Here is a 20,819-nt window from a genome sequence, read left to right on the forward strand (position 1 = left end):
GCGCGCTCGCACCCGGAGCGATCCGCAGATGGTGCGCCGTGCGGCGCTCCGCCGGGCCGGGACGCGACGTCGCGCCGATCCGTGCGGCAAACAAAAACGAAGGACGGGACGAATGGCCGAGGCGCGCGAACACACCTTCTGCGATAGCGAGAGCCCAGCAAGCATGAGCGAGCCGCGCGGGCCGCTCTCGGGCATCCGGGTTCTGGACCTCACAAGCTATCTCGCCGGCCCCTACGGCTGCACCCTGCTGGCGGACCTCGGCGCGGACGTCATCAAGGTGGAGGCACCGAGCGGCGACATGATGCGCAGCTACCCCTCGACGCTGCCCGATGAAAGCCGCTCCTTCGTGGGGGCGAACCGCTGCAAGCGCGGCATCGTCATCGACCTGAAGAAGGAAGACGGGCTCGAGACCTTCCTGGACCTCGTGCGCACCGCCGACGTGGTGGTGCACAATTTCCGCCCCGCCGTGCCGCCGCGCCTGAAGATCGACTATGAACGCCTCAAGGCGATCAATCCGCGCCTCATCTATTGCGCCATCACCGGCTTCGGCGACCATGGGCCGATGGCCAACAATGCCGGCTTCGACCAGGTGCTCCAATGCCTGACCGGCCTGTGCACCTTCCAGGGCGGGCCGGACGGGGAACCCGAGATCGTGCTGGGCTCGGTGGTGGATTATTACACCTCGGCCCTGGTCGCCTTCGGCATCTCGGCCGCCCTGTTCCAGCGCGAGCGCGATGGGCAAGGGCAATATATCGGCTCCTCGCTCCTGCGCAGCGCAATCACCATGCAATCGGCCCGCTTCGTCTGGGCGGAAGGCGAGGACCGCGCGGTCAATCGCGACATCCGCCTCGCGCCGCTCACGGGCATCCATCCCACCAAGGCGGGGTATCTCTACATCTCGTCCCATTCCAAGCACTTCTGGGACGCGCTGTGCGACATGCTGGACATGCAGGACTTCAAGGAGGACCCCCGCATGGCGACCATGGCGAGCCGGATCGCCCATGTGGACGTCATCCTCCCGCGCCTGCACGCCGCCTTGCGCAAGCACACCGCGGTGGAATGGGCGCAGATTTTCGGTGAGAAGGTGCCCAACGCCCCAGTGCAGCCCATCGAGGACCTGTTCGACCATCCCCAGGTGCTGGCGCAGGACCTGGTGACCACCTACGCGCATCCGGTGATCGGCACCTATCGGGGCATGACCAAGCCGCTGCACTTCTCCCGCACGCCGGGCCCGGCGCCGTTCGCGGCGCCCGTCATGGGCCAGCATACCGACGCGGTCCTGGAGCAATGTGGCTACAGCGCGGAACGGATCCGCGAGCTGAAGGCGCGCGCCGCGGTGCGCTGAGCCGGCGCGCGCACTCCCGCGCGGCGGGCAAGGAAACATGGCGGCGACCGGCATGGTGGGCGCGGACCGCGCGCGCGGCGCGCGCCCGGTCCGCGCCGGGGCGCCGGCGCGGCGCCTAAAAGGCGAAGCGCAGGCCGCCGCCATCGACGGGGATCGTGGTGCCGGTGACGAAGCTCGCCCGCTTCGAGCAGAGGAACGCCACCAGATCCGCCAGTTCCTCCGGTTCGCCAAAGCGGCCCATGGGGATGTTCTGGTCGATGAACGTCTGGCGCGCGGCATCCGTGGGGTAAAGCCGCGTCATGATCTGAACCGACTTGATGCGGCCGGGCGCCACGCAGTTCACCGTGATGCCGTGAGGCGCAAGCTCGGCGGCGACGGACTTGGACCAGCTTTCCAGCGCCGCCTTGGCGGGAATGGCGGCGTTCATGACCTTGGAGATCACCGCGCCGGAAATATTCACCACCCGGCCCCAGCCCGCCGCCCTCATGCCGGGGGTGAAGGCCTCGGTGAGGCGGCGCGCCGCGTCGAAATTGAGCGCGAAGGCCTCGGCCCATTCCGCATCCCCCGCCTGCTCGCCCAGGGGACGCGAAGCGCCGGCATTATTGACCAGCACGTCGATGCCGCCCAGCGCCTGCGTCACGGCGTCGGCCAGCCGGGCGATGCCGTCCGGGCCCGCCACATCGGCGGTCGCCACGATGGGGCGCACGCCCCCGGCGGCGGCGATCTCGCCAGCGAGTTCCTCCAGCGGCGCGGCATTGCGCGCGGCGATCACGAGCCTTGCGCCCTCGGCGGCCAGCACCTTCGCCACCGCGCGGCCGATGCCGCTGCCCGCGCCGGTGACGAGGGCGCGCCGTTCGGCCAGTCCCAAATCCATTATGATGCTCCCCGCGACATGTCTTCCCGCTCCGGCGCGCGCTCTGCCCGGCCGACCGGGCTGCCGGGCAGAGCGGGCCACCGGAACCCGTTCGGTTCCCTGGCGGCCCTGCGCACCGCCGGCCTCAGAGCTGGCCGGCTTCCTGGAGCACCTTGCGCGCGATGCGGAAGCATTCCACGCCGCAGGGCACGCCGCCATAGATGGCGACCACATGGATGATGGCGCGGATCTCTTCCTTGGTCACACCATTGGTGAGGGCGCCCTTGCAGTGGATCTCCCATTCGTGCCAGCGGGCGAGGCCGCCGAGCATGGCGAGGTTCATCATGCTGCGGGTCTTGACGTCGATGGTCTCGTCGCCCCAGCCGAAGCCCCAGCACCAGGCGGTCATCGCTTCCTGGAACGGCAGGGAGAAGTCGTCGGCGTTGGCCAGGTTCTTCTCCACATATTCGGCGCCGAGCGTGCTCTTGCGCTTGGCCAGCCCCTTCTCGAACATCTCAGTCATGTCTCACATCACCTTTCTTTGGACCCCGCCCGGCGGTGCCAGCGTCGGCGGGAGCTTCCTCCCGTGCGGGCGCCCCGCTTTCCGAAGCACTCGAACACCTTAAGTGATAATACAATCATACGTTCTGGCGCAATACATGACCCGAAGAAAAGCCCCAGCCGCCCGACCTTTAGCGGCCATCCGCGTTCGGCAGAGCCCCCTCGCACGGTGCGATCCCGCCGCCGTCCGCCATAGCCCGCCCGCCATAGCCCGCCCGAACGCTCCAGCGATGGCGCGACGGGCCGTTCCATGGACCATGCCGCGGGGCGCGCCTCGGGGCGCTGGACGGGCACTGGCTGAGCGCAGGCAATGATTTCAATCATCTTCTCATATGATCATACGATCATAGAAACCGTGCCCTGACGCATCGCCCTGTGATGCGCCAGGGGCCGCCGATCGTCAGCGGATGATGAACGGGTTCGCCACCGTGGTTTCGGTTGCGATCCACACCGATTTGACCTGGAGATATTCCTTGATGGCCTCCAGGCCGCTCTCGCGGCCGATGCCGCTGCGCTTGTAGCCGCCGAACGGCGAGGTGTAGCTCACCGCGCGATAGGTATTCACCCATACGGTGCCCGAGCGCAGGCGCTCCGACAGGCGCAGCGCGCGCCCCATGTCGCTGGTCCACACCCCCGAGGCCAAGCCGAACGCCACGTCATTGGCGATGCGCACCGCTTCCTCTTCGGTGTCGAACGGGATCACCGCCAGCACCGGGCCGAACACCTCTTCCTGGGCGATGCGCATGGAATTGGTGACGCCGGTGAAGATGGTGGGCTCGACGAACTGGCCGCCGGGCGCGTCCGCATAAGGCTTGCCGCCGAGCGCGCAATGGGCGCCCTCCGCCAGGGCAATGTCGATATAGTCCAGCACCTTGCGGTATTGCGCCGGAGTCGTGACCGGCCCCACATTGGTGTCGGCCTGCATGGGATCGCCGATCTTGGCGGCGCCCGCCACCTCCAGCAGACGCTCCATGAAGCGGTCGTGGATCGAGCGCTGGAGCAGCAGACGCGAGCCGGCGATGCAGGTCTGGCCGGTCGCCGCGAAGATGCCGGAGACCGCGCCCATCACGGCCGCCTCCAGGTCCGCGTCCTCGAACACGATGTTGGGCGACTTGCCGCCCAGTTCCAGGGACACGTGCTTGATCTGCTTGGCCGCCGTTTCATACACCTTCTGGCCGCCGATGTCGGAGCCGGTGAAGGCGATCTTGCTCACGGCGGGATGATCCACCAGCGCCGCGCCCGCCTCTGCGCCGAAGCCGGTGACGGTATTGACCACGCCGGCGGGGAAGCCGGCCTTCTCGAACAGCGTCATGAATTCGAGGGTGGAGGCGGAGGTGAATTCCGACGGCTTGATGATCGCCGCATTGCCCGCCGCCAGTGCCGCGGCCAGCTTCCACGCGAGCAGCAGCAAGGGGGAGTTCCAGGGCGTGATCATGCCCACCACGCCGATCGGCTCGTAGCGGGTGAAATTGAAGATCCCGCTCTTGTCGGTGGGGATGACGGCACCCTCCACCTTGTCCGCGAGGCCGCCGTAATAGCGGTACCATTCGGCCAGATATTTGGTCTGAGCGTGCATCTCGGCATAGAGCTTGCCGTTGTCGCGGACCTCGATCTCGGCCAGGCGAGAAGCATCCGCCTCAATCAGTTCGGCGAGCTTGTAGAGGATCTTGCCGCGCGCGGACGGCTTCATGGCGCGCCAGGTCTCGAACCCCTCTTGCGCCGCGACGACGGCTTTTTCGATGTCCGCCGCGGTGCCGCGGGCGATCTCGGCCCAGGCTTCGCCGCTATAAGGATTTCGGGTTTCGAAATACTCGCCGCCGGCCGGCGCGGTGAAGGCGCCGCCGATGAAATGGCCATAGCGCTGCATGGTCTCTCCCTGTCCCTCTTGGCTTTGCAGCGGCGGAGGGTGGCAGAAACCAGCCCGCCCGTCCATGTCATATTGTATGATCAGTTTTCCTTGACATCGCACACCGGGGCGCTGAGAGTCGGGGCAATAAGACAATAATTAAATAGGGAGAGGATCATGAGCGAATCCAAGGGGCATAAGACCCTTTCCGCTTGTCGCGCCAACCGTCCCGAGAGCGGCTTCACGCCAAGCCGGCGCACCGTTCTGGCCGCCGGCGCCGCGACGCTTGCCATGCCGTACCTGTCCAGGGTGTCCTATGCGGCGGGCAAGGACGTGAACGTGGGCGTCGTCGTACCCCTGTCGGGCGCCAACGCCCAGTTCGGCGTGAACTCGCGCAACGGCATCGAGCTGGTGGCCGACCAGATCAATGCCGCGGGCGGCATCAAGGCGCTCGGCGGCGCCAAGATCAATCTGGTGATCGCCGATTCCACCTCCACCCCCACCTCCGCCGCCACCGTCGGCCAGCGGCTCATTGCCCAGAACGACGTGGTCGCCATCCTCGGCGCCTATGCCTCCTCGCTCTCCCTGGCCCTGTCCGAGGCCACCGAGCGGCGCGGCATTCCGCTCATGACCATGTCGTTCTCCGACCAGATCACCGGGCGCGGCTTCAAGAACATATTCCAGGTCATCTCCAAGGCCTCCACCCTGGGCGAGGCCCAGCTGAAGGGCACCGCCGAGATCGCCCAGAAGGGCGGCGAGACGCTCAAGACCATCGCCATCATGTACGAGGACACGGCCTATGGCAGTTCCCAGGCCGCCGGCCTGCGCACCACCGCCAAGGCGCTCGGCATCACGGTCGCCATGGACGAGGCCTATCCGCTCGGCATCACCGACGTCACGCCCCTCATCAACAAGCTGCGCGCGGCGAACGCCCAGGCGGTGTTTCCGGCTTCCTACCTGAACGACGGCCTCCAGATCATCCGCACCATGCGCCAGCAGGGCATCAAGCTGCCGGTGATCGGCGGCGCGGGCGGCTATGTGATCCCGGACTTCAAGAAAGCCCTCGGCGAATATGCCGAGAACGTCATGTCGATCGCGCCCGGCAATTACGACCAGGACCCGAGCCTGACCGACGCCTTCAAGAAGCGCTACGGCTATTTCATGGTGCACGAGGCCCTGGAACATGCGGTGTGCCTCGACGTGCTCGCAAAGGCGCTGGAGAAGGCCGGCAAGGCCGATCCCAATGCGGTGCGCGAAACCCTGCACAGCACCCGCTTCGAAGGCGGCTGGTGCAATGCCATGACCGGACGGGCGGTCAAGTTCGACGAGACCGGCCTCAACACGCTCGCCAAGCCGCTGATGGTGCAATGGCGCGGCGACAATCTCGTCACGGTGTGGCCGGACGAATACGCGAAGGGCAAGGCCATCTGGGCCGGCGCATAGCCGGCCCCGCCTTCCACCCGCCCCTCACATTTGCCTCCCGGAGCGCGCTTCGTGGCCTTCCTTCAAGCCGTGATCGACGGGCTGATGATTGGCGGCGTCTATGCCGTCATCTCCATCGGCCTGACCCTCGTCTTCGGCGTCATGGGCATCGTGAACTTCGCCCAGGCCGAATTCCTCACCCTCGGCATGTTCGTCGCCTTCTTCGCCTGGAAGTATCTCGGCATCGACCCGCTGATCGGATCCTTGATTTCCTTCGTGGTGATCTTCGGCCTCGGCGTCGTCGTGCAGATGACCATCATCCAGAGGGTGCTGAACGCGCCGCCGGTGGCGCAGATCTTCGTCACGGTGGGCCTGCTCATCGTGATCGAGAATCTCGCGCTGATCGCCTTCGGTTCCGATTTCCGATCGGTGACCACGAGCTATCAGACCTCGGCCTTGCGGCTCGGCCCGCTGTTCATCAGCGTGCCCTATCTCGCGGCCTTCTGCATGTCGCTGCTGTCGGGGCTGGCGCTCTGGCTGTTCACCAACAAGACCTGGTACGGGCGGGCCATGCGCGCCACCGCCCAGGATCCCATGGCGGCGCATCTCATGGGCATCAATGCCGACCGCATGCGCCAGATCGCCTTCGGGCTCGGGGTGGGCATGACCGCGTTCGGCGGCGCGGTCATCCTGCCCTATTTCACCGTCCATCCCACGGTCGGCCATCAGTTCGTGGTGCTCATGTTCACCGTCGTGGTGCTGGGCGGCCTCGGCAGCGTGGCCGGCGCGGTGGTCGGCGGGCTGGTCGTGGGCGTGATCCAGTCGGTGTCGACCCTGTTCTTCCCGATCCAGCTGCAGAACCTCGTCCTGTTCCTCGTGTTCATCACCGTGCTCGCGGTGCGGCCCACCGGCCTGATCGGAGCCGCGCGATGAAAACCTGGATCTGGGGCGCGGCGGCGCTCATCGCGGCGGCCGTCGTGCCGTCCTTCCTCGATCCGGCGGGCTATCCGATCCGCGTGCTGGCGCTCACGCTGCTGTTCGCCGCCCTCGGCCAGGCGTGGAACATCGTCGGCGGCCTCGCGAACCAGATTTCGCTGGGACACGCGGCGTTCTTCGGCATCGGCGCCTACACCTCCACCATCCTGCTGATTAACTTCAACCTGTCGCCCTGGATCGGCATGCTGGCGGGGGCCGCGCTGGCGGCGCTGGCGGCTTTCCTGCTCAGCTTTCCCACCATGAAGCTTCGCGGGCATTATTTCGCCCTCGCCACCCTCGCCTTCAGCGAGGTGCTGCGCGTCATCGCAAGCTCCTGGACCTCGGTGACCGGCGGCCCGGCGGGCCTCTCCGTGCCCTATGCGGCGGACAGTCTCGCGCTGCTGCAATTCAAGGGGACGACGCCCTATTACTACATCATCCTGGGCACTCTGGCGGTGATCTGCGTGATCTTCCTGGTGATCCAGAAGAGCGCATTGGGCTATCGCCTGCGGGCGGTGAAGGAAAATCCAGATGCCGCCGAGGTGGTGGGCGTCGATACCACGCGGGTGAAGATCATCGCCGCCGTGATCTCGGCCGCGCTCACCGCTATATTGGGCACGCTCTATGCCCAATTCACCTATTTCTTCGACCCCGAAGCGGTGTTCGGCATCGTCGCCATCTCGGTGCGCGCCGCCATCATCGCAATCCTCGGGGGCGCGGGCACGCTGGCCGGTCCCCTCATCGGCGCCTTCGTCATCGTGCCGCTGGAGGAGTTCGCCAATGCCGCGCTCTCCTCGCGGGCGGCCGGCCTCTCCCAGCTCGTGTTCGGCCTGATGCTGATCGCCATCATCCTGATCGAGCCGCGCGGCCTGCTGGTCCTGGTCTCCAACGGCATCGCGCGCCTGCGCAAGGGGAGGAAGGGATGAACGGACCGATCCTCCAGGTGGACGGCATCACCAAGCGCTTCGGCGGCCTGCTCGCCCTCGACGACGTCTCGTTCGAGGTGGCCGCGGGCGACATCATCGGCCTGATCGGGCCCAATGGCGCCGGCAAATCCACCTTGTTCAGCACCCTGGTGGGGTTGCACAAGCCCACCGGCGGCGCGGTGCGTTTCGCCGGCGCGGACATCACCGGCCTCAAGCCCCACAAGGTGGCGGCGCGCGGCCTGACCAAGACGTTCCAGAACGTGGCGCTGTTCATGGAAGCCACGGTGCTCGACAATGTGCTCATCGGCGCCCTGCTGCGCGACGGCGTCGCCGAGGCGCGCAAGACCGCCATGGCGTGCCTGGACCGGGTGGGCCTCGTGCAGATCGCGGGCAAGACCGCGAACGACCTGTCTTTTCCCGAGCGCGCGCGGGTGGAAGTGGCCCGCAGCCTCGCCACCCGCCCCAAGGTGCTGCTGCTCGACGAGGTGATGGCCGCGCTCAACCATGTGGAGATGGAGGAGATCATGGCCCTGATCCGCTCATTGAGGGACGACGGGCTGACCGTCATCGTGGTCGAGCACCATATGCATGCCATCATGTCCCTGTGCGAGCGCATCGTGGTGCTCAACTTCGGCCGCAAGATCGCCGATGGCACCCCACAGGACATCGCGAAAGACCCCGAGGTGGTGCGCGCCTATCTCGGCCGCGAATACGCGTGAGAAGGCGCAACACCATGACTGGAGCCCCGTTGCTGCGGATCGAGCACCTCCACGCCGGCTATGACGGCAACGACGTGCTGCACGACATTTCCATGGAGATGAACGAAGGCGAGTTCATCTGCGTCATCGGCGCCAATACGGCCGGCAAGAGCACGCTTCTGCGCACCATCTCGCGCCTGGTGCGCAATGCGCGCGGGCGCATCACCTTCGACGGGCACGACCTGATGGCGACCGCGCCCTACGACGTGCCCAAGCTCGGCATCGCCCATGTGCCCGAGGGCCGGCATGTCTTTCCCGACATGACGGTGGAGGAAAACCTGTTGCTCGGCGCCTATTGCGTGCGACACGACCCGGCCTACAAGCAGCGGCTGGAGGAGAGCTTCGCGCTCTTCCCGCGCCTGCGCGAGCGCCGCAACCAGCGGGCCGGCACCCTCTCCGGCGGCGAGCAGCAGATGGTGGTGCTGGGCCGCGCCATGATGCTCGGCATGCGGCTCCTGATCCTCGACGAGCCGAGCCACGGCCTCGCGCCCATCATCGTGGACGAGGTCCATGATGCGCTGGTGAAGATCCACCAGCAGGGCACCTCGATCCTGCTGGTGGAGCAGAACACCGCGCTCGCCCTGTCGGTCGCCTCGCGCGGCTATGTGCTGGAATCCGGGCGGATCGTGCTCGCCGACAGCGCCCGGGCGCTGGAGGAAAACCCCAAGGTGCGCGAAGCCTATCTCGGCCTGTGACCCGCCGGCGCGCGGTGCTGGGGGGGCGCTGCGACAGCGGAGGCCGGGCCTGGGGCGCGTGAACCCGCCTCAGGCCCGGTCATCGGATGGGCTCACCCCTTCGGGTCGGCGTCGAGACGCAGGACCACGCCCTCCAGGCCCGGAGCGGGCGCGGGATAGCGGTCGAACAGGATGGGATCGTGCCCGGGAATGATGGCCGAGGGGTCGCTCGCCAAAGCCCGCAGCCGGTCGTAACCCTCCAGCGTATCGGCCAGGCTGTGCAGGATCGGGAAAGCCCGGCCCTGTTCCATATTGGCGTAGAAATGGCTGGCATCGGAGGCCAGCACCAGCCAGCCGCGCCGGGTCCACACGCGCACCACCTGGAGCCCCTTGCTGTGGCCGCCCACGTGGTGAAGGCTGATGCCAGGCGCCACTTCCGCCGTGCCGTCATGGAACTGCACGCGGCCGGCGAAGACCTTGCGCACCATGGCGACAACGTCCTCCTCCTCGAACGGCATCTTCAGCGCGCCGTGGCACATGCAGCGGCCGGTGCAATAGCCCATCTCGATATCCTGGAGATGATACCTCGCCCTGGGGAACAGATCGTAATTGCCGCAGTGGTCGTAATGCATGTGCGAGATGATCACGTCCTCGACGGTGTCCGGGTCGATGCCGATGCATTTGAGGCCCGCGCCGGGCGAGCGGCGGAACTCGCGCTTGCGCTTGTGCGCCATGGCCTCGTCGAAGCCGGTATCGAGAATGAAGGTGCGGCCGTTGCCCTTGATGGCCCACACGAAATAGTCGAGCGGCATGGGCACGTCATGGGTATCGCCGCCGACGAAATTGTGCGCCGAGGTGGCCGCGGGATTGTGCGCGTAATGCACCGCATAGACTTCGTAAGGTTCGAGCGCCATTCGGCTCCTCCCATGATGGGCAGTGCCATGCGCGGCCCGCCCTTGTTTGCTGCTCTTGTCTGGTGAGCATTGGTTTCCGCCGCCGCGCACGTCGCGGACCGGCGACGGGATCAGTCGTTGGCCATGACCTCCAGTTCCGGCAGCAGAAAGGTGCGGAACAGCGGGTAATTCTCGATCATGGGAAAGTGCCCGATGCCCGGCATCTCGGCATGGCGGCAGCCGGGGATCGCGGCGGCCACCTCCGCCGTCATGGCCGGCGTGCAGGAATAATCATAGCTGCCGGTGAGCAGGCTGACCTTGCACTTGCTTGTGTCGATGGTCTTGACGTGCGCACGGGCATCGAAATCCATGCTGTAGAACATCACGTCGCCCCGATAGACGCCCGGACCGGACTGGGCGTAGTACCACCAATTGTCCCGCTTGCCCTGTTCCGGGCTCTGGGGGGCGTTGAGGCCGAACGTATAGGTGGCGACCAGCTCGCCGCCATGAACCGCCGGATGCAGCAGGAAGTCATTGTAGCGCCCGGGCGCGAAGGCCGCGCTTTCGAGGCCGATGACCCCGCGGATCCGCCCCTGGAAGTCGCTCGCCACCCGCAGCACGATCGCCCCGCCCATGGAGCAGCCCATGAACACCGGCCACTCGACGCCGAGCGCCATCCAGACCGCCTCGATGGCGGCCAGATAATCCTCGGTGGTCAGTTCATAGGGGTCGAGCCACCAGTCGGCCGGCGGATCGGACCGGCCGTGCCAGGGCAGGTCGAAGCAGATGACGCGGAAGCGGTCGGTGACCTCCGCGTCATTCAGCAGATGGCGGAACTGCCGGCTGTCGGCGCCGGCGGTGTGCAGGCAGATCAGCGGAATGCCCGCGCCGGCCTCTTCCACGAAGATCCGGTGCGCGCGTCCCTTGATGGCCACCTTCAGGTAGCGTCCGAGGATGGGTTCGAAATCAGGCATTGCCGTAGCCCACGCTGCGCATGACGTTCATCATCCGGTGCAGTGCCCGCGCGTTCTGCATGGCGACGAGCGTGTCGCCCTCCAGCCGGAACTCGGGCACCCGCATGATCATGGCGAAAATGTCGTGATAGAGCGGCGGCGGGGTCTCGCTCAGGAAGCGCTCCCACAGCTCCAGGGGCGCGCGCATCTCGAACTGGGTGCGCACGTCGAAGCGCGGGGAAGCGATGATCTCCTCCACCCGCCCGCGCCGGATTTTCAGCACATAGCGCAAGGCGCCGAAGGTCATTCCCATGTCCACGTCGAACTTGCCGCCGATGACGGACAGTTCGCGATCCTCAGCCACGCTTCTGCCGAAGGCAGCCATCCAGTCGGCGTCGGGAAATCGAGCCACCGCTTTCCTCCTCACTCATGGCGGGCACATGCGGGCAGCGGCCGGGTTCGCGGCGGTAACACCGCCGCGCCCGGCCGCCGGATCAGGCCGTGCCGTTATATTGCTCGTCGCTCACATGCTCGAGCCATTCCACCACCACGCCATTATGGCCTTCCTGCATGGAGATGTGGGTCATCATGTTGGTGGGCGTTGCGCCGTGCCAATGCTTCTCGCCCGGCGCGATCCAGATCACGTCGCCGGCGCGGAACTCCTGGATGGGACCGCCCCACGACTGGCAGAGGCCGATGCCGGCGGTGACATAGAGCGTCTGGCCCATGGGGTGGGTGTGCCAGGCGGTGCGGGCGCCGGGCTCGAACATCACCACGTTGGACTTCAGCAGGGCCGGCTCCGGCGCCTCGATGATCGGGTCCTGCCACACCGTGCCGGTGAAGGATTTCGCCGGCGCCTTGCGCGAGGGGGTGGACCCGCCACGTTTGATCTCCATCGAAGTGAACTCCCTTTGTTGGTCAAGGCCGCTTCCACCCGGCCCGGGCGCCCCGCCGCAGCGGGGAAAGACGTTGAGCGGCGCGCAGGCCGCCGCTCATTTGAAGCCGATCGGCTCCGGTCCCATCAGCGTGTAAGGCACGATGGTGGACAGCACCGGCACGTAGGTGACGATGATCAGCACCACGAACAGGACGACGATGAACGGCAGCGCCGCCTTCACCACGTCCACCACGCTCATGCGGGCCACCGCCGCCGTGACGAACAGATTGATGCCGATGGGTGGGGAAATCAGCCCGATCTCCATGTTCACGACGATCATGATGCCGAAGTGGATGGGATCCACGCCGAGCGCCATGGCGATCGGAAACACCACCGGAACGACGATCAGCAGCAGCCCCGACGGCTCCATGAACTGGCCGCCCAGCAACAGGATCAGATTGACCGCCAAGAGGAAGGTGAACCAGTTGAACCCAGCGCCGATCATCCATTCCGTGATGGTCTGCGGCACCCGCTCGGCCGTCAGCACATGGGCGAAGAGCATGGCGTTGACGATGATGAACATGAGCATGATCGTCGCCTTCCCCGCCTCCACCAGGACACGCTCGGTGTCGCGGTGAAACAGGGCGGGCACGGCGCGCATCGCCATGACGCGCACATTGCGCTGCACGGTATGGACCAGTGTCTCGCCGGGGCGGTGCCACGGCTCGCCCTTGAGCGGGCCCATGTCGCGATAGATGAAATTCGCCACGAGGAAGGAATAGACCGCCGCCACCGCGGCAGCTTCGGTGGGCGTGAACACGCCGCCATAGATGCCGCCCAGGATCACCACCACGAGGAACAGGCCCCAGGAGGCATCAAGGAACGCATCGCGGATGACGAGAAAGCCGCTGAACGGCATCTTCGGCATGTTCCGCAAGCGGGCGAACACGTAGATGGTCGCCATCAGAAGGAAACCCGCCACGATCCCCGGCAGGATGCCCGCGAGGAACATGCGGCTGACCGACACGTCGGTGGCGGCGCAATAGACCACCATCACGATGGACGGCGGAATGAGAATCCCGAGCGTGCCGGCATTGGCGATGATGCCCGCCGCGAACTCCTTGGTATAGCCCGCCTCGCGCATGCTGGTGATGGCGATGCTGCCGATCGCCACCACCGTCGCCGGGGACGAGCCGGACAGGGCCGCGAACAGCATGCACGACATGACCGAGGCGATGGCGAGGCCGCCCCGGATGTGCCCCACCGCGGCCACCGCGAAATGCACGATCCGCCGCGCCACGCCGCCGGTGGACATGAAGGAGGAGGCCAGGATGAAGAAGGGAATGGCGAGAAGGGTATAGCTCTGCGAGGCGGTGAACAGCTTCAGCGCCACCGACGACATGCTGTCCGACGAGAACAGCACGAGCGACAGCACGCTGGCGAGGCCCAGGCTGATGGCCACCGGCACCCCGGCGAACAGCAGCGCGAGGAGGGAGGCGCAGAGGAAGAACGAGACCATTTCTCACTTCCCCCGCTGGGCCGCGGCCGCATCGCGTTCGGATGCCGGCGAAGGTTCGTGGGTGCCCGCGAAGGTCTCCTCGTCCATCAGTTCGCCGCTCTCGTGGGAGATGGTGATCATCTCCCGCTCGCCGCGCCAGATCTGGATCGCGGCCTGCGCGCAGCGGAACGCCAGCAGCGCGAGGCCCAGGGGCAGGATGAAATAGACCACCCAGCGATGGACGCGGGCCTGAATGCCGAAGGCGTGCTGGGCCCATTCGGGATAGCGCAATTCATGCAGGCCGATGCCGGTGTTGAAGGTTCGCAGCCAATAGCTGTAGGCCCCGCCGCTGGTGGGAAGACCGAACAGCTGGAGCCAGTCGGCGGCAAAGAAGATGGCGGCGTAAAGCACGCCACACAGCGCGCCGAAGATGGCGAAAGCCCGGAATATCGGCTTGGGAAAGGCCCGAACGAACGTATCCACGCCAAGGTGAAACCCGATCTTCACGCCATAGGACATGCCGAACAGGGTGAGCCAGGCAAACAGGATGCGGGTGAACTCAAGAGCCCCGAGCCAGCCGGTATTGAACACATAGCGGGCGACAACTTGCGCGAATGAAGTGAGCACCATGGCGCCCATCAGGAACGCGATGATTATTCGCTCCGCACGATCGACACTCTGACCAAACCTGCCCATCTGTCGTATCCTCAGGAATACAGGTAGCGCCGCACGCACCACCAAGGCCCCGGGACGGCGCCCCGGGACTGGCAGGCGGACTTTTTTCAAGCGATGTCGGCTTTCGCTGCGGCAGGTGCACGACGCGTGGGCAGGCACTGCCACGCAGCCTCCGTTCAGCCGCGCCGCGTACGCCGCCCGCGAGGGCGGCGCACCGCCCCCGTTCAGGGCGTGTTGGAGGCCACGGCCGCCTGGATCACATCGGCCCCGATGCCGCTCTCGAACTTCTTCCAGACCGGCTTGACGACCTCGACCCACCGCTGGCGCTGCTCGGGCGACAGCTGACGCACCTTCACGCCGGCATCTATGATGCGCTGCTTGCTCTGTTCATTGATCGCGGTTGCTTTTTTATTGTACTCTTCCGCAACCTCGTTGGAAATTTTCAGGAACTGAGCCCGCACATCCGGGGGGAGCTTGTCCAGGAACTTTTTGGACGTCACGAGGATATAGGTCAGGAACTGGTGATTGGTCTCGGTGATACCGTCCTGAACTTCATAAAGCTTGCCGGTATAGATGTTGGACCAGGTATTTTCCTGTCCATCGACGACGCCGGTCTGCAAGGCGCCGAACACCTCGCTCCAGGCCAGGGGCTGCGCCGTGGCGCCGAGGGCGTTGATCATGGCGATCGACACGTCGGACGTGGTGGCGCGGATCTTCAGGCCCTTGAGGTCCTTCGGCTCCAGCAAGGGGCGATTGGCCGACCATGCGCGCAGACCGTTATACAGATAGGTCACGCCGACAAAACCGTTGCTCTCCATGGACTCCAGGAGCTTCTTGCCCACCGGCCCGTGGGTAAAGCGGGAGACGGCGTCGGTGTCCTGGAACAGGAACGGCAGGTTGAACACGTCGAATTTCTTGGTGTAGGCGCCAAGCTTGCCGATATCGGGCGAGGCAAGCTGGACATCGCCGATGGCAAGCGCCTCCATCACCTCGTCGTCATTGTAGAGCTGGGAGCTGGGATAGACCTGCATGCACAGCTTGCCGTCCATCTCGGCATTGATGCGCTTGGCCAGGGCGACCGCCATCTCCCCCTTTGGATTTCCGGTGGGCGCGCTGACGTGGCTGTATTTCACCACGATCTCGCCAGGCTGGCACTGTTCCTGGGCCATGGCACTGCCGCACAGCAGCGTTGCCGCGACTGCGGCCAAGACGATCGGCTTCATGTTTCCTCCTCGTGAATGTCTTCACGCAATTTGTTTTTTTGGGACGGGGCACCCATTCGGGCGCCCGCCTGATCATTGCCGCGCGCAGGCCCTGAACTGCCCCGGGCGGGCGCGGAGGTGAGAATGGAACCGCGACGGGGCGAACCAATTCCGGCAGGCAAGCGCTTCGGTCGAAGACGTTGAGGCGCTCCACCGCACGGACGAAAGCCGCGCAAAATGGTGCGCCCCCTCGCGGAACTGAGGAAAACTCATCACGTCTCCCCCATGATGTCAATATGATTGTATTACTGAAATAAGGTCGATATTGTGCCTGCGTCACACACAGCTCCGCACCGGCGGCCGGTCCCTCGCCCCGGCGGAGCATTCTTCCCCGTGCGACAACGATCGCCAGAAGGCGGCGTGCGGCCACAATCGGGTTGGAGGAAATCTTGAGCAAAACATTCGGCTTCATCGGTCTTGGCAACATGGGCATGCAGATGGCGGGACGCCTTCTGGACGCCGGCTGCGCGCTCGTCGTGTTCGACTCGCGCGAGAGCGCGGTTCAAGCCTTCGTCGATCGCGGCGCCGTGCGCGCCACCTCCCCGGCGGACGTCGCCTCCAAGGCCGAGACCATCTTTCTCTCCCTGCCGACCCCGCCGATCGTCGAGGCGGTGGCCATGGGCGAAAACGGCCTTGCCGCCGGCACCCGCGTCAAGCGGATCGTGGACCTCTCCACCACCGGCCCGGACATGGCGGCAAGCCTTGCCGAGCGGATGAAGGCGAAGAACATCGTATGGATGGATTCCCCGGTGAGCGGCGGCGTCGGGGGCGCCAAGGCGGGCACGCTCGCGGTCATGTTCTCCGGCCCCAAGGCGGATTACGACGACCTGATGCCCGAGCTGACGGTGATCGGAAAACCCTTCTATATCAGCGAGAAGCAGGGTCTCGCCCAAACCATGAAGCTGGTGAACAACCTGCTGTCCGCAGCCGCCATGGCGCTGAGCTCGGAGGCCCTGGTGATGGGCGCGAAGGCGGGCATCGACGCCTCGGTCATGGTCAATGTCATCAATGTCGGCAGCGGCCGCAACACCGCCACGCTCCAGAAATTTCCCCAGTCCATCCTGCCGGGCACGTTCGACTTCGGCTTCTCGACCGGGCTCATGAACAAGGACGTGCAATTGTTCATGAAAGAGGCCAAGGCCATGGGTCTTTCCCTGGAAGGATGCGACGTGGTGGCCAAGCTCTGGGCGGAAGCGGTGCAGAAGCTCGGCTTTGATTCGGACTTCACCAAGATCGTCACCCTGGTGGAGGACGAGGCGGGCGTGAAGGTGCGCAGCGCCTCCTAGGAACGGGCAAGAGCGGGGCGAAGGCCGATCGACCAAGTCGCCCCTAAAGGCTTGCTATAAAATGCTTTTCCGTTCAGGTGGCGTCGCCATCTGAACGGCGCGCGCCGGCAAGGGCCGAGGCGGAGGCGGACCCAGTCACCGTTTCTGAAGGATCACGGCCCAGGCTTGCAGCCGCAGATTGAGCACCTACCCCGGCGCGCGGCGAAATAGCAATATTACAATCATACAATATTATTCTAATCTTGCCCGGGCGCCGCTGTTTTCGCCCGCAGATGCGCGATCCCCAGAGCGCGCCGAGCCGCGTTGCGCGCCACGGCGCGCTCACGCATAGGCGGCGGGCGTGCGGCGGCGGCGCTTGTCTTCGCGCCCGTCCATGGAGAACGTGTGCATGGCGGCGGAAGCCGCCCGGCGGACATGGTCCATGGCGATGGCGCGGGCCTTCACAGGGTCCCGCTCGTCGAGGGCGTCAAGCAGCGCCTGGAGTTCGCTCAGGCTCTGGCTCCAGCGGTTGGGCGCCTGGAGCGACTGGGCGCGCAGCAGCATGGTGCGCGAATTCAGCATGAACAGCGCCTTGCCCAGGGCGTCATTGCCCGAACCGGCGATCAGGCACTCATAGAATCTGTTCTTCAGGGTCACGCGCTTGACCGCCAATTCTTCGTTCTTCACCTCCTCGAAGACGGCACGCAGGTCGCGATGCTGCTCTTCCGTGGCGTGGGCGGCGAACAATTGCGCGGCGAGCCCTTCCAGCACCTCGCGCACCTGATAGACGCCGATCGCCTGCGCGGCGGTGATGCGCGCCACCACCGGACCCTTGTGGGCGACCACCTCGATCAGGCCTTCGGATTCCAGCTGGCGCAGCGCCTCGCGCACCAAGGTGCGGCTGACGCCGGTCATCTCGCACAGATCGCGCTCCGGCATGCGCTCGCCGGGACGGAACCGGCCCGCGGCGATCGCCTGGCGGATGCTCTCGGTCACACTGTGGCGCAGCAGCGCCGCCGGCCGCGCGACCAAGAATTCCTTGTCAAATTCCCTTGCTTCACTCATCCGCCGTGCTTTTCTCTTGCCTCGTGCCATGTGACCGGGACCAACCCCGGCGCCAAGGCGCGATGACTTAAATATTGGCGTCCCCACGGGCGCCTGTCCAGAACCCGCGAATACAAACCGATTGTCTGTCTAGGCCCCACCATATACCCGAAAACCTCCGCATGTGCATCGGTCTCGCGGCCCGCACATGGGTATGGGGGCGGCGAAGTATAGGCCGCGACGTAAAAATATACCGGCGGCCCCATTGCCCATCTGAATGCGGGTTATTTTCGCTTTACTTGCGATCGCCGTGCCCCCGCACGGCCGGATCCCGCCCAGCATCACGCCGCCTGCTCCCTGTCGCGGATCGCCTGGATTGTCGCGAGCACGCGACGGGCCCGGAAGACGATGGGGTAATCCACGAACTTGCCGTCGAGCTGGAATGCCGCCTCTCCTCGCGCCTCGGCTTGCGCGAACGCCGCGACGATGCGCTCGGCCATGGCGATCTCGGCGTCGCCCGGCGTGAACACTGCGTTGACAACGGGAATTTGCGCCGGGTGAATGCACATCTTGCCCTGAAATCCCGTCCCGGCCACGAATTCGGCGGAATGCTTCAGCCCGTCCGCATCATCAAGCCGAACCCACACGCTATCTATGGGCGGTTCCAGGTCGGCGGCACGGCAGGTGGTTACGAGGCTCGCACGGGCCTGGGTCAGTTCGCGCTCCCCAGCGGTCCAGTTCATATTGGTGTCCAGGGCGAAGTCGCCCGCGCCGAACGCGAAGCGCCGCACGCGGGTACCGGCACTCACGATGTCCGCGAGGTTGGCGAACCCCTTCGCGGTCTCGACGATGGGCAGCAGGTCGAATCCCCCTTCGGGCAGCCCACGCTCGCGCTCCAGCTGGGCGATGATCCAGTCGGCCGCGAACAGGTGCCGCGCCGATTCGATTTTCGGCAGCATGATTCCATCGACCCCGGGGCGCACCACGGCGGCGAGGTCGCCAAAGCAGAACGGGGTGTCCATGGCGTTCACACGCACATAGCCGGCGCAGCGGCGCGGCCGGCCAAGTGCCTCCACCACCAATGCGCGCGTCGCGCTCTTCTCGCTTACCGCGACCGCGTCCTCCAGGTCGAGGATCACCGCATCCGCTCCCACCTCGAAGGCCTTTTCGACTCGGCGGGCGTGATTGCCGGGCGCGAAAAGCATCGTGCGAAGCGGCATGGAGGGCTCCTGGCATGGAAGGACACAAAGGGTTCGGCGCCCGGCGCGAAACCCGAGGCCAACCTTAGCCGCCTGCGCCCGGCCCTTGGGATACAGTTTGGCGCAGCGGCGGATATCTCCAGGTTATGGCCGGGACGAGGCGCGGGCTCCCACGCGGTGGCGTGCACGCGCTCATTTCCGGTAAGCAACAGTAACTTAGCCCTGGTTGCTGGAACGCGGCGGGCACGCGATGCATTGTTCCGGCATCCAATCAACAGGGATGTGACTGCGATGCGTAAAGCTCTTTTCGCTGCCGCTCTGGCGCTGTGCTGCGTCAGCGTCGAGGCCGAGGCGTTTCCCATTCAGCCGGCCCAGCCCGGTCCGAGCCCCGTGATCACCGTCGCGCAAGGCTGCGGTGTCGGCTGGCACCGCGGGCCTTATGGTGGCTGTCGCCCCAATGCCGTGCGGCATTGCTGGTGGCGTGCCACGCCGTGGGGACCGCGCCGCGTCTGCAATTGGTAGCGTCGAGATAAGGCAACCGGGGTCATCGCCGCCACGTGCGGGCGATGGCCCTGACGCCGCTCTCTCACCCTGCTCCGGCGAACCGGCGTGCTCTCGTCGGGTCGGGCCACCCTTCTGCCGCGTAGATCCTGCCGCGCGCGAAGCTGCCGAAGGCGAATGGCGAACCGGCCGCGGGTGAATCCGCCGCGCGCGGGCTCGTATCAGGCGCGAACCCGCCTCATTCGCGCATGAGGGACGCCAGGAACATTTCAAGCTGTCGGGAGGCTTCCTCGGACGCCGCGGCACTGTCCAGCTCGGCGGCTTTCACCAGACTTTCCACCGTCCGTCGCACCGCCTGCGAGCGCACGCCTTCGAACTGGCGAATTATGAAGAGCGCGGCATCGTGCAATGTCACCAATGTCTCGTCGCCGTCGCTGCCGGCGACGGAGATGGGCAGGGCGAGCTTTCGATTCCAATTGGCCATGCCAGAGGAACGCGCCCGATGCCTATTGGTTGCACCGTGATTGCGCACACTTCGCGCAGCCGATGCCCATGACGCTGCCGGCCCAACAGGCGTGGGCGGCGCAGGACGTCCTCACAGCGCGGCGCGCATCATTTCCAGGCGATTGCGGAAGGCGACAAGCGCTTCGGGCGCGTCCGCATCGAGGCCAGACAGCAGGAACTCACCCAGGGCATCGGCATCCTGCTCATGCAGGAACCCCATGGCTTCATCGAGCGAGGCGACTTCGCGATCCTTGGTGCCGATGACCAGGCGCAGGGACGAGGGGGCGGGGGAGATACGGGAAAACGAGCCCATCGTGGTTCCTTCCATTCCGATCGCCGCGCGACACGCATCGGCCGATTGGTAAACGCACCACTACCGCTCCGGTTCCGTCCACGCGGCCGCGTCTCCGCTGCGTTTTTCACACGAAAAAGCCCCGCCTCTCACGCGAGGGGCGGGGCTGCCGTGACGCCGGGAATGTGTGGGTCAGCGCTGGTCCGGATTGCGCTTCTGGTCGGGCCGCTGCGGGTCCGATCCATGCTGGCCCTGGCCGCCGCCGGTCTGGCTCTGCTGGCCCGCGCCGGGCTTCTGCCCGCCCTGCTGACGATTGCGCTCGTCCTGGGCGCGCTGGCGCTCCTGGTCGGTCTGGTTGCGATCTTCGGGATTACGGTCGTTGGGATTGCCCATGTGACGTTTCCTTATGGTTGAGAGGACTGCTCCCCGCTTGATCAACCAAGGCGCGTCGCGGGCCGTTCCAGCTTGGCGGCAAATAAAGCCGACGAAATAAGAC

23 protein-coding genes are annotated in these 20,819 nt (G+C 65.8%); 8 read left to right on the forward strand and 15 right to left on the reverse strand.

What is annotated here, in order from left to right:
* Window positions 1-112: 112 nt before the first annotated feature.
* Window positions 113-1,345, forward strand: coding sequence for a CaiB/BaiF CoA transferase family protein (locus V5F78_RS15925; protein ID WP_394067000.1), 1,233 nt, complete (start codon window positions 113-115; stop codon window positions 1,343-1,345).
* Between the two features lie 115 nt (window positions 1,346-1,460).
* Here V5F78_RS15925 and V5F78_RS15930 read toward each other — a convergent pair whose 3' ends face one another.
* The 3 genes from V5F78_RS15930 to V5F78_RS15940 form a co-directional block, all read right to left on the reverse strand.
* The gene (locus tag V5F78_RS15930; RefSeq protein WP_394067001.1) at window positions 1,461-2,219 is read right to left on the reverse strand and encodes an SDR family NAD(P)-dependent oxidoreductase; all 759 of its coding nucleotides are present in this window, start codon (window positions 2,217-2,219) and stop codon (window positions 1,461-1,463) included.
* 124 nt (window positions 2,220-2,343) lie between these two features.
* Window positions 2,344-2,721 (reverse strand): carboxymuconolactone decarboxylase family protein, encoded by a 378-nt coding sequence (locus V5F78_RS15935; protein ID WP_394067003.1) that lies wholly within the window; start codon window positions 2,719-2,721, stop codon window positions 2,344-2,346.
* 438 nt (window positions 2,722-3,159) lie between these two features.
* Window positions 3,160-4,626, reverse strand: coding sequence for an aldehyde dehydrogenase (locus V5F78_RS15940; protein ID WP_394067004.1), 1,467 nt, complete (start codon window positions 4,624-4,626; stop codon window positions 3,160-3,162).
* Window positions 4,627-4,782: 156 nt separating this feature from the next.
* On the opposite strand from V5F78_RS15940, the gene V5F78_RS15945 reads away from it, so the two are divergent.
* Genes V5F78_RS15945 through V5F78_RS15965 form a run of 5 tightly spaced genes read left to right on the forward strand, consistent with a single transcriptional unit; the run spans window position 4,783 to window position 9,381 of the window.
* Window positions 4,783-6,048 (forward strand): ABC transporter substrate-binding protein, encoded by a 1,266-nt coding sequence (locus V5F78_RS15945; RefSeq protein ID WP_394067006.1) that lies wholly within the window; start codon window positions 4,783-4,785, stop codon window positions 6,046-6,048.
* Window positions 6,049-6,099: 51 nt separating this feature from the next.
* Window positions 6,100-6,960, forward strand: coding sequence for a branched-chain amino acid ABC transporter permease (locus tag V5F78_RS15950; RefSeq protein WP_394067007.1), 861 nt, complete (start codon window positions 6,100-6,102; stop codon window positions 6,958-6,960).
* Window positions 6,957-7,928: a branched-chain amino acid ABC transporter permease gene (locus V5F78_RS15955; protein WP_394067009.1), complete on the forward strand. Its 972-nt coding sequence runs from the start codon at window positions 6,957-6,959 to the stop codon at window positions 7,926-7,928. The genes V5F78_RS15950 and V5F78_RS15955 overlap by 4 nt, the downstream gene beginning before the upstream one ends.
* A complete protein-coding gene (locus tag V5F78_RS15960) occupies window positions 7,925-8,647 on the forward strand; it encodes an ABC transporter ATP-binding protein (RefSeq protein ID WP_394067010.1) in 723 nt (240 codons plus the stop codon). The genes V5F78_RS15955 and V5F78_RS15960 overlap by 4 nt, the downstream gene beginning before the upstream one ends.
* Window positions 8,648-8,676: 29 nt before the next feature.
* Entirely contained in the window at window positions 8,677-9,381 is a 705-nt protein-coding gene (locus tag V5F78_RS15965; protein ID WP_394067833.1) for an ABC transporter ATP-binding protein, read from the forward strand.
* Between the two features lie 92 nt (window positions 9,382-9,473).
* Here the strand turns inward: V5F78_RS15965 and V5F78_RS15970 are convergent, their stop codons facing one another.
* The 7 genes from V5F78_RS15970 to V5F78_RS16000 form a co-directional block, all read right to left on the reverse strand.
* On the reverse strand, window positions 9,474-10,274 hold the full coding sequence (locus V5F78_RS15970) for an N-acyl homoserine lactonase family protein (protein WP_394067012.1): 801 nt from the start codon (window positions 10,272-10,274) through the stop codon (window positions 9,474-9,476).
* Between the two features lie 110 nt (window positions 10,275-10,384).
* Window positions 10,385-11,227: an alpha/beta fold hydrolase gene (locus tag V5F78_RS15975; protein WP_394067013.1), complete on the reverse strand. Its 843-nt coding sequence runs from the start codon at window positions 11,225-11,227 to the stop codon at window positions 10,385-10,387.
* Entirely contained in the window at window positions 11,220-11,618 is a 399-nt protein-coding gene (locus V5F78_RS15980; RefSeq protein ID WP_394067014.1) for a hypothetical protein, read from the reverse strand. The genes V5F78_RS15975 and V5F78_RS15980 overlap by 8 nt, the downstream gene beginning before the upstream one ends.
* 82 nt (window positions 11,619-11,700) lie before the next feature.
* Window positions 11,701-12,102, reverse strand: a complete 402-nt coding sequence (locus V5F78_RS15985; RefSeq protein ID WP_394067016.1) for a (R)-mandelonitrile lyase — start codon at window positions 12,100-12,102, stop codon at window positions 11,701-11,703.
* A gap of 96 nt (window positions 12,103-12,198) precedes the next feature.
* On the reverse strand, window positions 12,199-13,602 hold the full coding sequence (locus V5F78_RS15990; RefSeq protein WP_394067018.1) for a TRAP transporter large permease: 1,404 nt from the start codon (window positions 13,600-13,602) through the stop codon (window positions 12,199-12,201).
* A 3-nt stretch (window positions 13,603-13,605) separates the two neighbouring features.
* Window positions 13,606-14,277: a TRAP transporter small permease gene (locus V5F78_RS15995; RefSeq protein WP_394067020.1), complete on the reverse strand. Its 672-nt coding sequence runs from the start codon at window positions 14,275-14,277 to the stop codon at window positions 13,606-13,608.
* 203 nt (window positions 14,278-14,480) lie between these two features.
* Window positions 14,481-15,479, reverse strand: a complete 999-nt coding sequence (locus V5F78_RS16000; RefSeq protein ID WP_394067022.1) for a DctP family TRAP transporter solute-binding subunit — start codon at window positions 15,477-15,479, stop codon at window positions 14,481-14,483.
* 416 nt (window positions 15,480-15,895) lie between these two features.
* On the opposite strand from V5F78_RS16000, the gene V5F78_RS16005 reads away from it, so the two are divergent.
* Entirely contained in the window at window positions 15,896-16,804 is a 909-nt protein-coding gene (locus tag V5F78_RS16005; protein ID WP_394067023.1) for an NAD(P)-dependent oxidoreductase, read from the forward strand.
* A 321-nt stretch (window positions 16,805-17,125) separates the two neighbouring features.
* Here the strand turns inward: V5F78_RS16005 and V5F78_RS16010 are convergent, their stop codons facing one another.
* A complete protein-coding gene (locus V5F78_RS16010) occupies window positions 17,126-17,848 on the reverse strand; it encodes a GntR family transcriptional regulator (RefSeq protein ID WP_394067025.1) in 723 nt (240 codons plus the stop codon).
* 320 nt (window positions 17,849-18,168) lie between these two features.
* Complete coding sequence (locus tag V5F78_RS16015) at window positions 18,169-19,047, reverse strand: HpcH/HpaI aldolase/citrate lyase family protein (RefSeq protein WP_394067027.1); 879 nt, start codon at window positions 19,045-19,047, stop codon at window positions 18,169-18,171.
* A gap of 270 nt (window positions 19,048-19,317) precedes the next feature.
* On the opposite strand from V5F78_RS16015, the gene V5F78_RS16020 reads away from it, so the two are divergent.
* Window positions 19,318-19,548, forward strand: coding sequence for a GCG_CRPN prefix-to-repeats domain-containing protein (locus tag V5F78_RS16020; RefSeq protein ID WP_394067028.1), 231 nt, complete (start codon window positions 19,318-19,320; stop codon window positions 19,546-19,548).
* 217 nt (window positions 19,549-19,765) lie between these two features.
* On the opposite strand, the gene V5F78_RS16025 is transcribed toward V5F78_RS16020, so the two are convergent.
* The 3 genes from V5F78_RS16025 to V5F78_RS16035 form a co-directional block, all read right to left on the reverse strand.
* On the reverse strand, window positions 19,766-20,011 hold the full coding sequence (locus tag V5F78_RS16025) for a hypothetical protein (protein ID WP_394067030.1): 246 nt from the start codon (window positions 20,009-20,011) through the stop codon (window positions 19,766-19,768).
* A gap of 111 nt (window positions 20,012-20,122) precedes the next feature.
* Window positions 20,123-20,359: a hypothetical protein gene (locus V5F78_RS16030; protein ID WP_394067032.1), complete on the reverse strand. Its 237-nt coding sequence runs from the start codon at window positions 20,357-20,359 to the stop codon at window positions 20,123-20,125.
* A 156-nt stretch (window positions 20,360-20,515) separates the two neighbouring features.
* The gene (locus V5F78_RS16035; protein WP_394067034.1) at window positions 20,516-20,716 is read right to left on the reverse strand and encodes a hypothetical protein; all 201 of its coding nucleotides are present in this window, start codon (window positions 20,714-20,716) and stop codon (window positions 20,516-20,518) included.
* Window positions 20,717-20,819 lie beyond the last annotated feature (103 nt).

This window comes from Roseixanthobacter glucoisosaccharinicivorans (assembly GCF_043195095.2).
Lineage (GTDB): Bacteria > Pseudomonadota > Alphaproteobacteria > Rhizobiales > Xanthobacteraceae > NCEH01.

Excerpts from the sequence above, each read along its gene's own strand:
- V5F78_RS15955 (WP_394067009.1), top strand. The coding sequence starts at position 6,957 with ATGAAAACCTGGATCTGGGGCGCGGCGGCGCTCATCGCGGCGGCCGTC.
- V5F78_RS15970 (WP_394067012.1), bottom strand. The coding sequence starts at position 10,274 with ATGGCGCTCGAACCTTACGAAGTCTATGCGGTGCATTACGCGCACAAT.
- V5F78_RS15940 (WP_394067004.1), bottom strand. The coding sequence starts at position 4,626 with ATGCAGCGCTATGGCCATTTCATCGGCGGCGCCTTCACCGCGCCGGCC.
- V5F78_RS16035 (WP_394067034.1), bottom strand. The coding sequence starts at position 20,716 with ATGGGCAATCCCAACGACCGTAATCCCGAAGATCGCAACCAGACCGAC.
- V5F78_RS16025 (WP_394067030.1), bottom strand. The coding sequence starts at position 20,011 with ATGGCCAATTGGAATCGAAAGCTCGCCCTGCCCATCTCCGTCGCCGGC.
- V5F78_RS15990 (WP_394067018.1), bottom strand. The coding sequence starts at position 13,602 with ATGGTCTCGTTCTTCCTCTGCGCCTCCCTCCTCGCGCTGCTGTTCGCC.
- V5F78_RS15930 (WP_394067001.1), bottom strand. The coding sequence starts at position 2,219 with ATGGATTTGGGACTGGCCGAACGGCGCGCCCTCGTCACCGGCGCGGGC.
- V5F78_RS16000 (WP_394067022.1), bottom strand. The coding sequence starts at position 15,479 with ATGAAGCCGATCGTCTTGGCCGCAGTCGCGGCAACGCTGCTGTGCGGC.
- V5F78_RS15995 (WP_394067020.1), bottom strand. The coding sequence starts at position 14,277 with ATGGGCAGGTTTGGTCAGAGTGTCGATCGTGCGGAGCGAATAATCATC.
- V5F78_RS15985 (WP_394067016.1), bottom strand. The coding sequence starts at position 12,102 with ATGGAGATCAAACGTGGCGGGTCCACCCCCTCGCGCAAGGCGCCGGCG.
- V5F78_RS16030 (WP_394067032.1), bottom strand. The coding sequence starts at position 20,359 with ATGGAAGGAACCACGATGGGCTCGTTTTCCCGTATCTCCCCCGCCCCC.
- V5F78_RS15935 (WP_394067003.1), bottom strand. The coding sequence starts at position 2,721 with ATGACTGAGATGTTCGAGAAGGGGCTGGCCAAGCGCAAGAGCACGCTC.
- V5F78_RS16010 (WP_394067025.1), bottom strand. The coding sequence starts at position 17,848 with ATGAGTGAAGCAAGGGAATTTGACAAGGAATTCTTGGTCGCGCGGCCG.
- V5F78_RS16020 (WP_394067028.1), top strand. The coding sequence starts at position 19,318 with ATGCGTAAAGCTCTTTTCGCTGCCGCTCTGGCGCTGTGCTGCGTCAGC.
- V5F78_RS15975 (WP_394067013.1), bottom strand. The coding sequence starts at position 11,227 with ATGCCTGATTTCGAACCCATCCTCGGACGCTACCTGAAGGTGGCCATC.
- V5F78_RS15925 (WP_394067000.1), top strand. The coding sequence starts at position 113 with ATGGCCGAGGCGCGCGAACACACCTTCTGCGATAGCGAGAGCCCAGCA.
- V5F78_RS15945 (WP_394067006.1), top strand. The coding sequence starts at position 4,783 with ATGAGCGAATCCAAGGGGCATAAGACCCTTTCCGCTTGTCGCGCCAAC.
- V5F78_RS15960 (WP_394067010.1), top strand. The coding sequence starts at position 7,925 with ATGAACGGACCGATCCTCCAGGTGGACGGCATCACCAAGCGCTTCGGC.
- V5F78_RS16015 (WP_394067027.1), bottom strand. The coding sequence starts at position 19,047 with ATGCCGCTTCGCACGATGCTTTTCGCGCCCGGCAATCACGCCCGCCGA.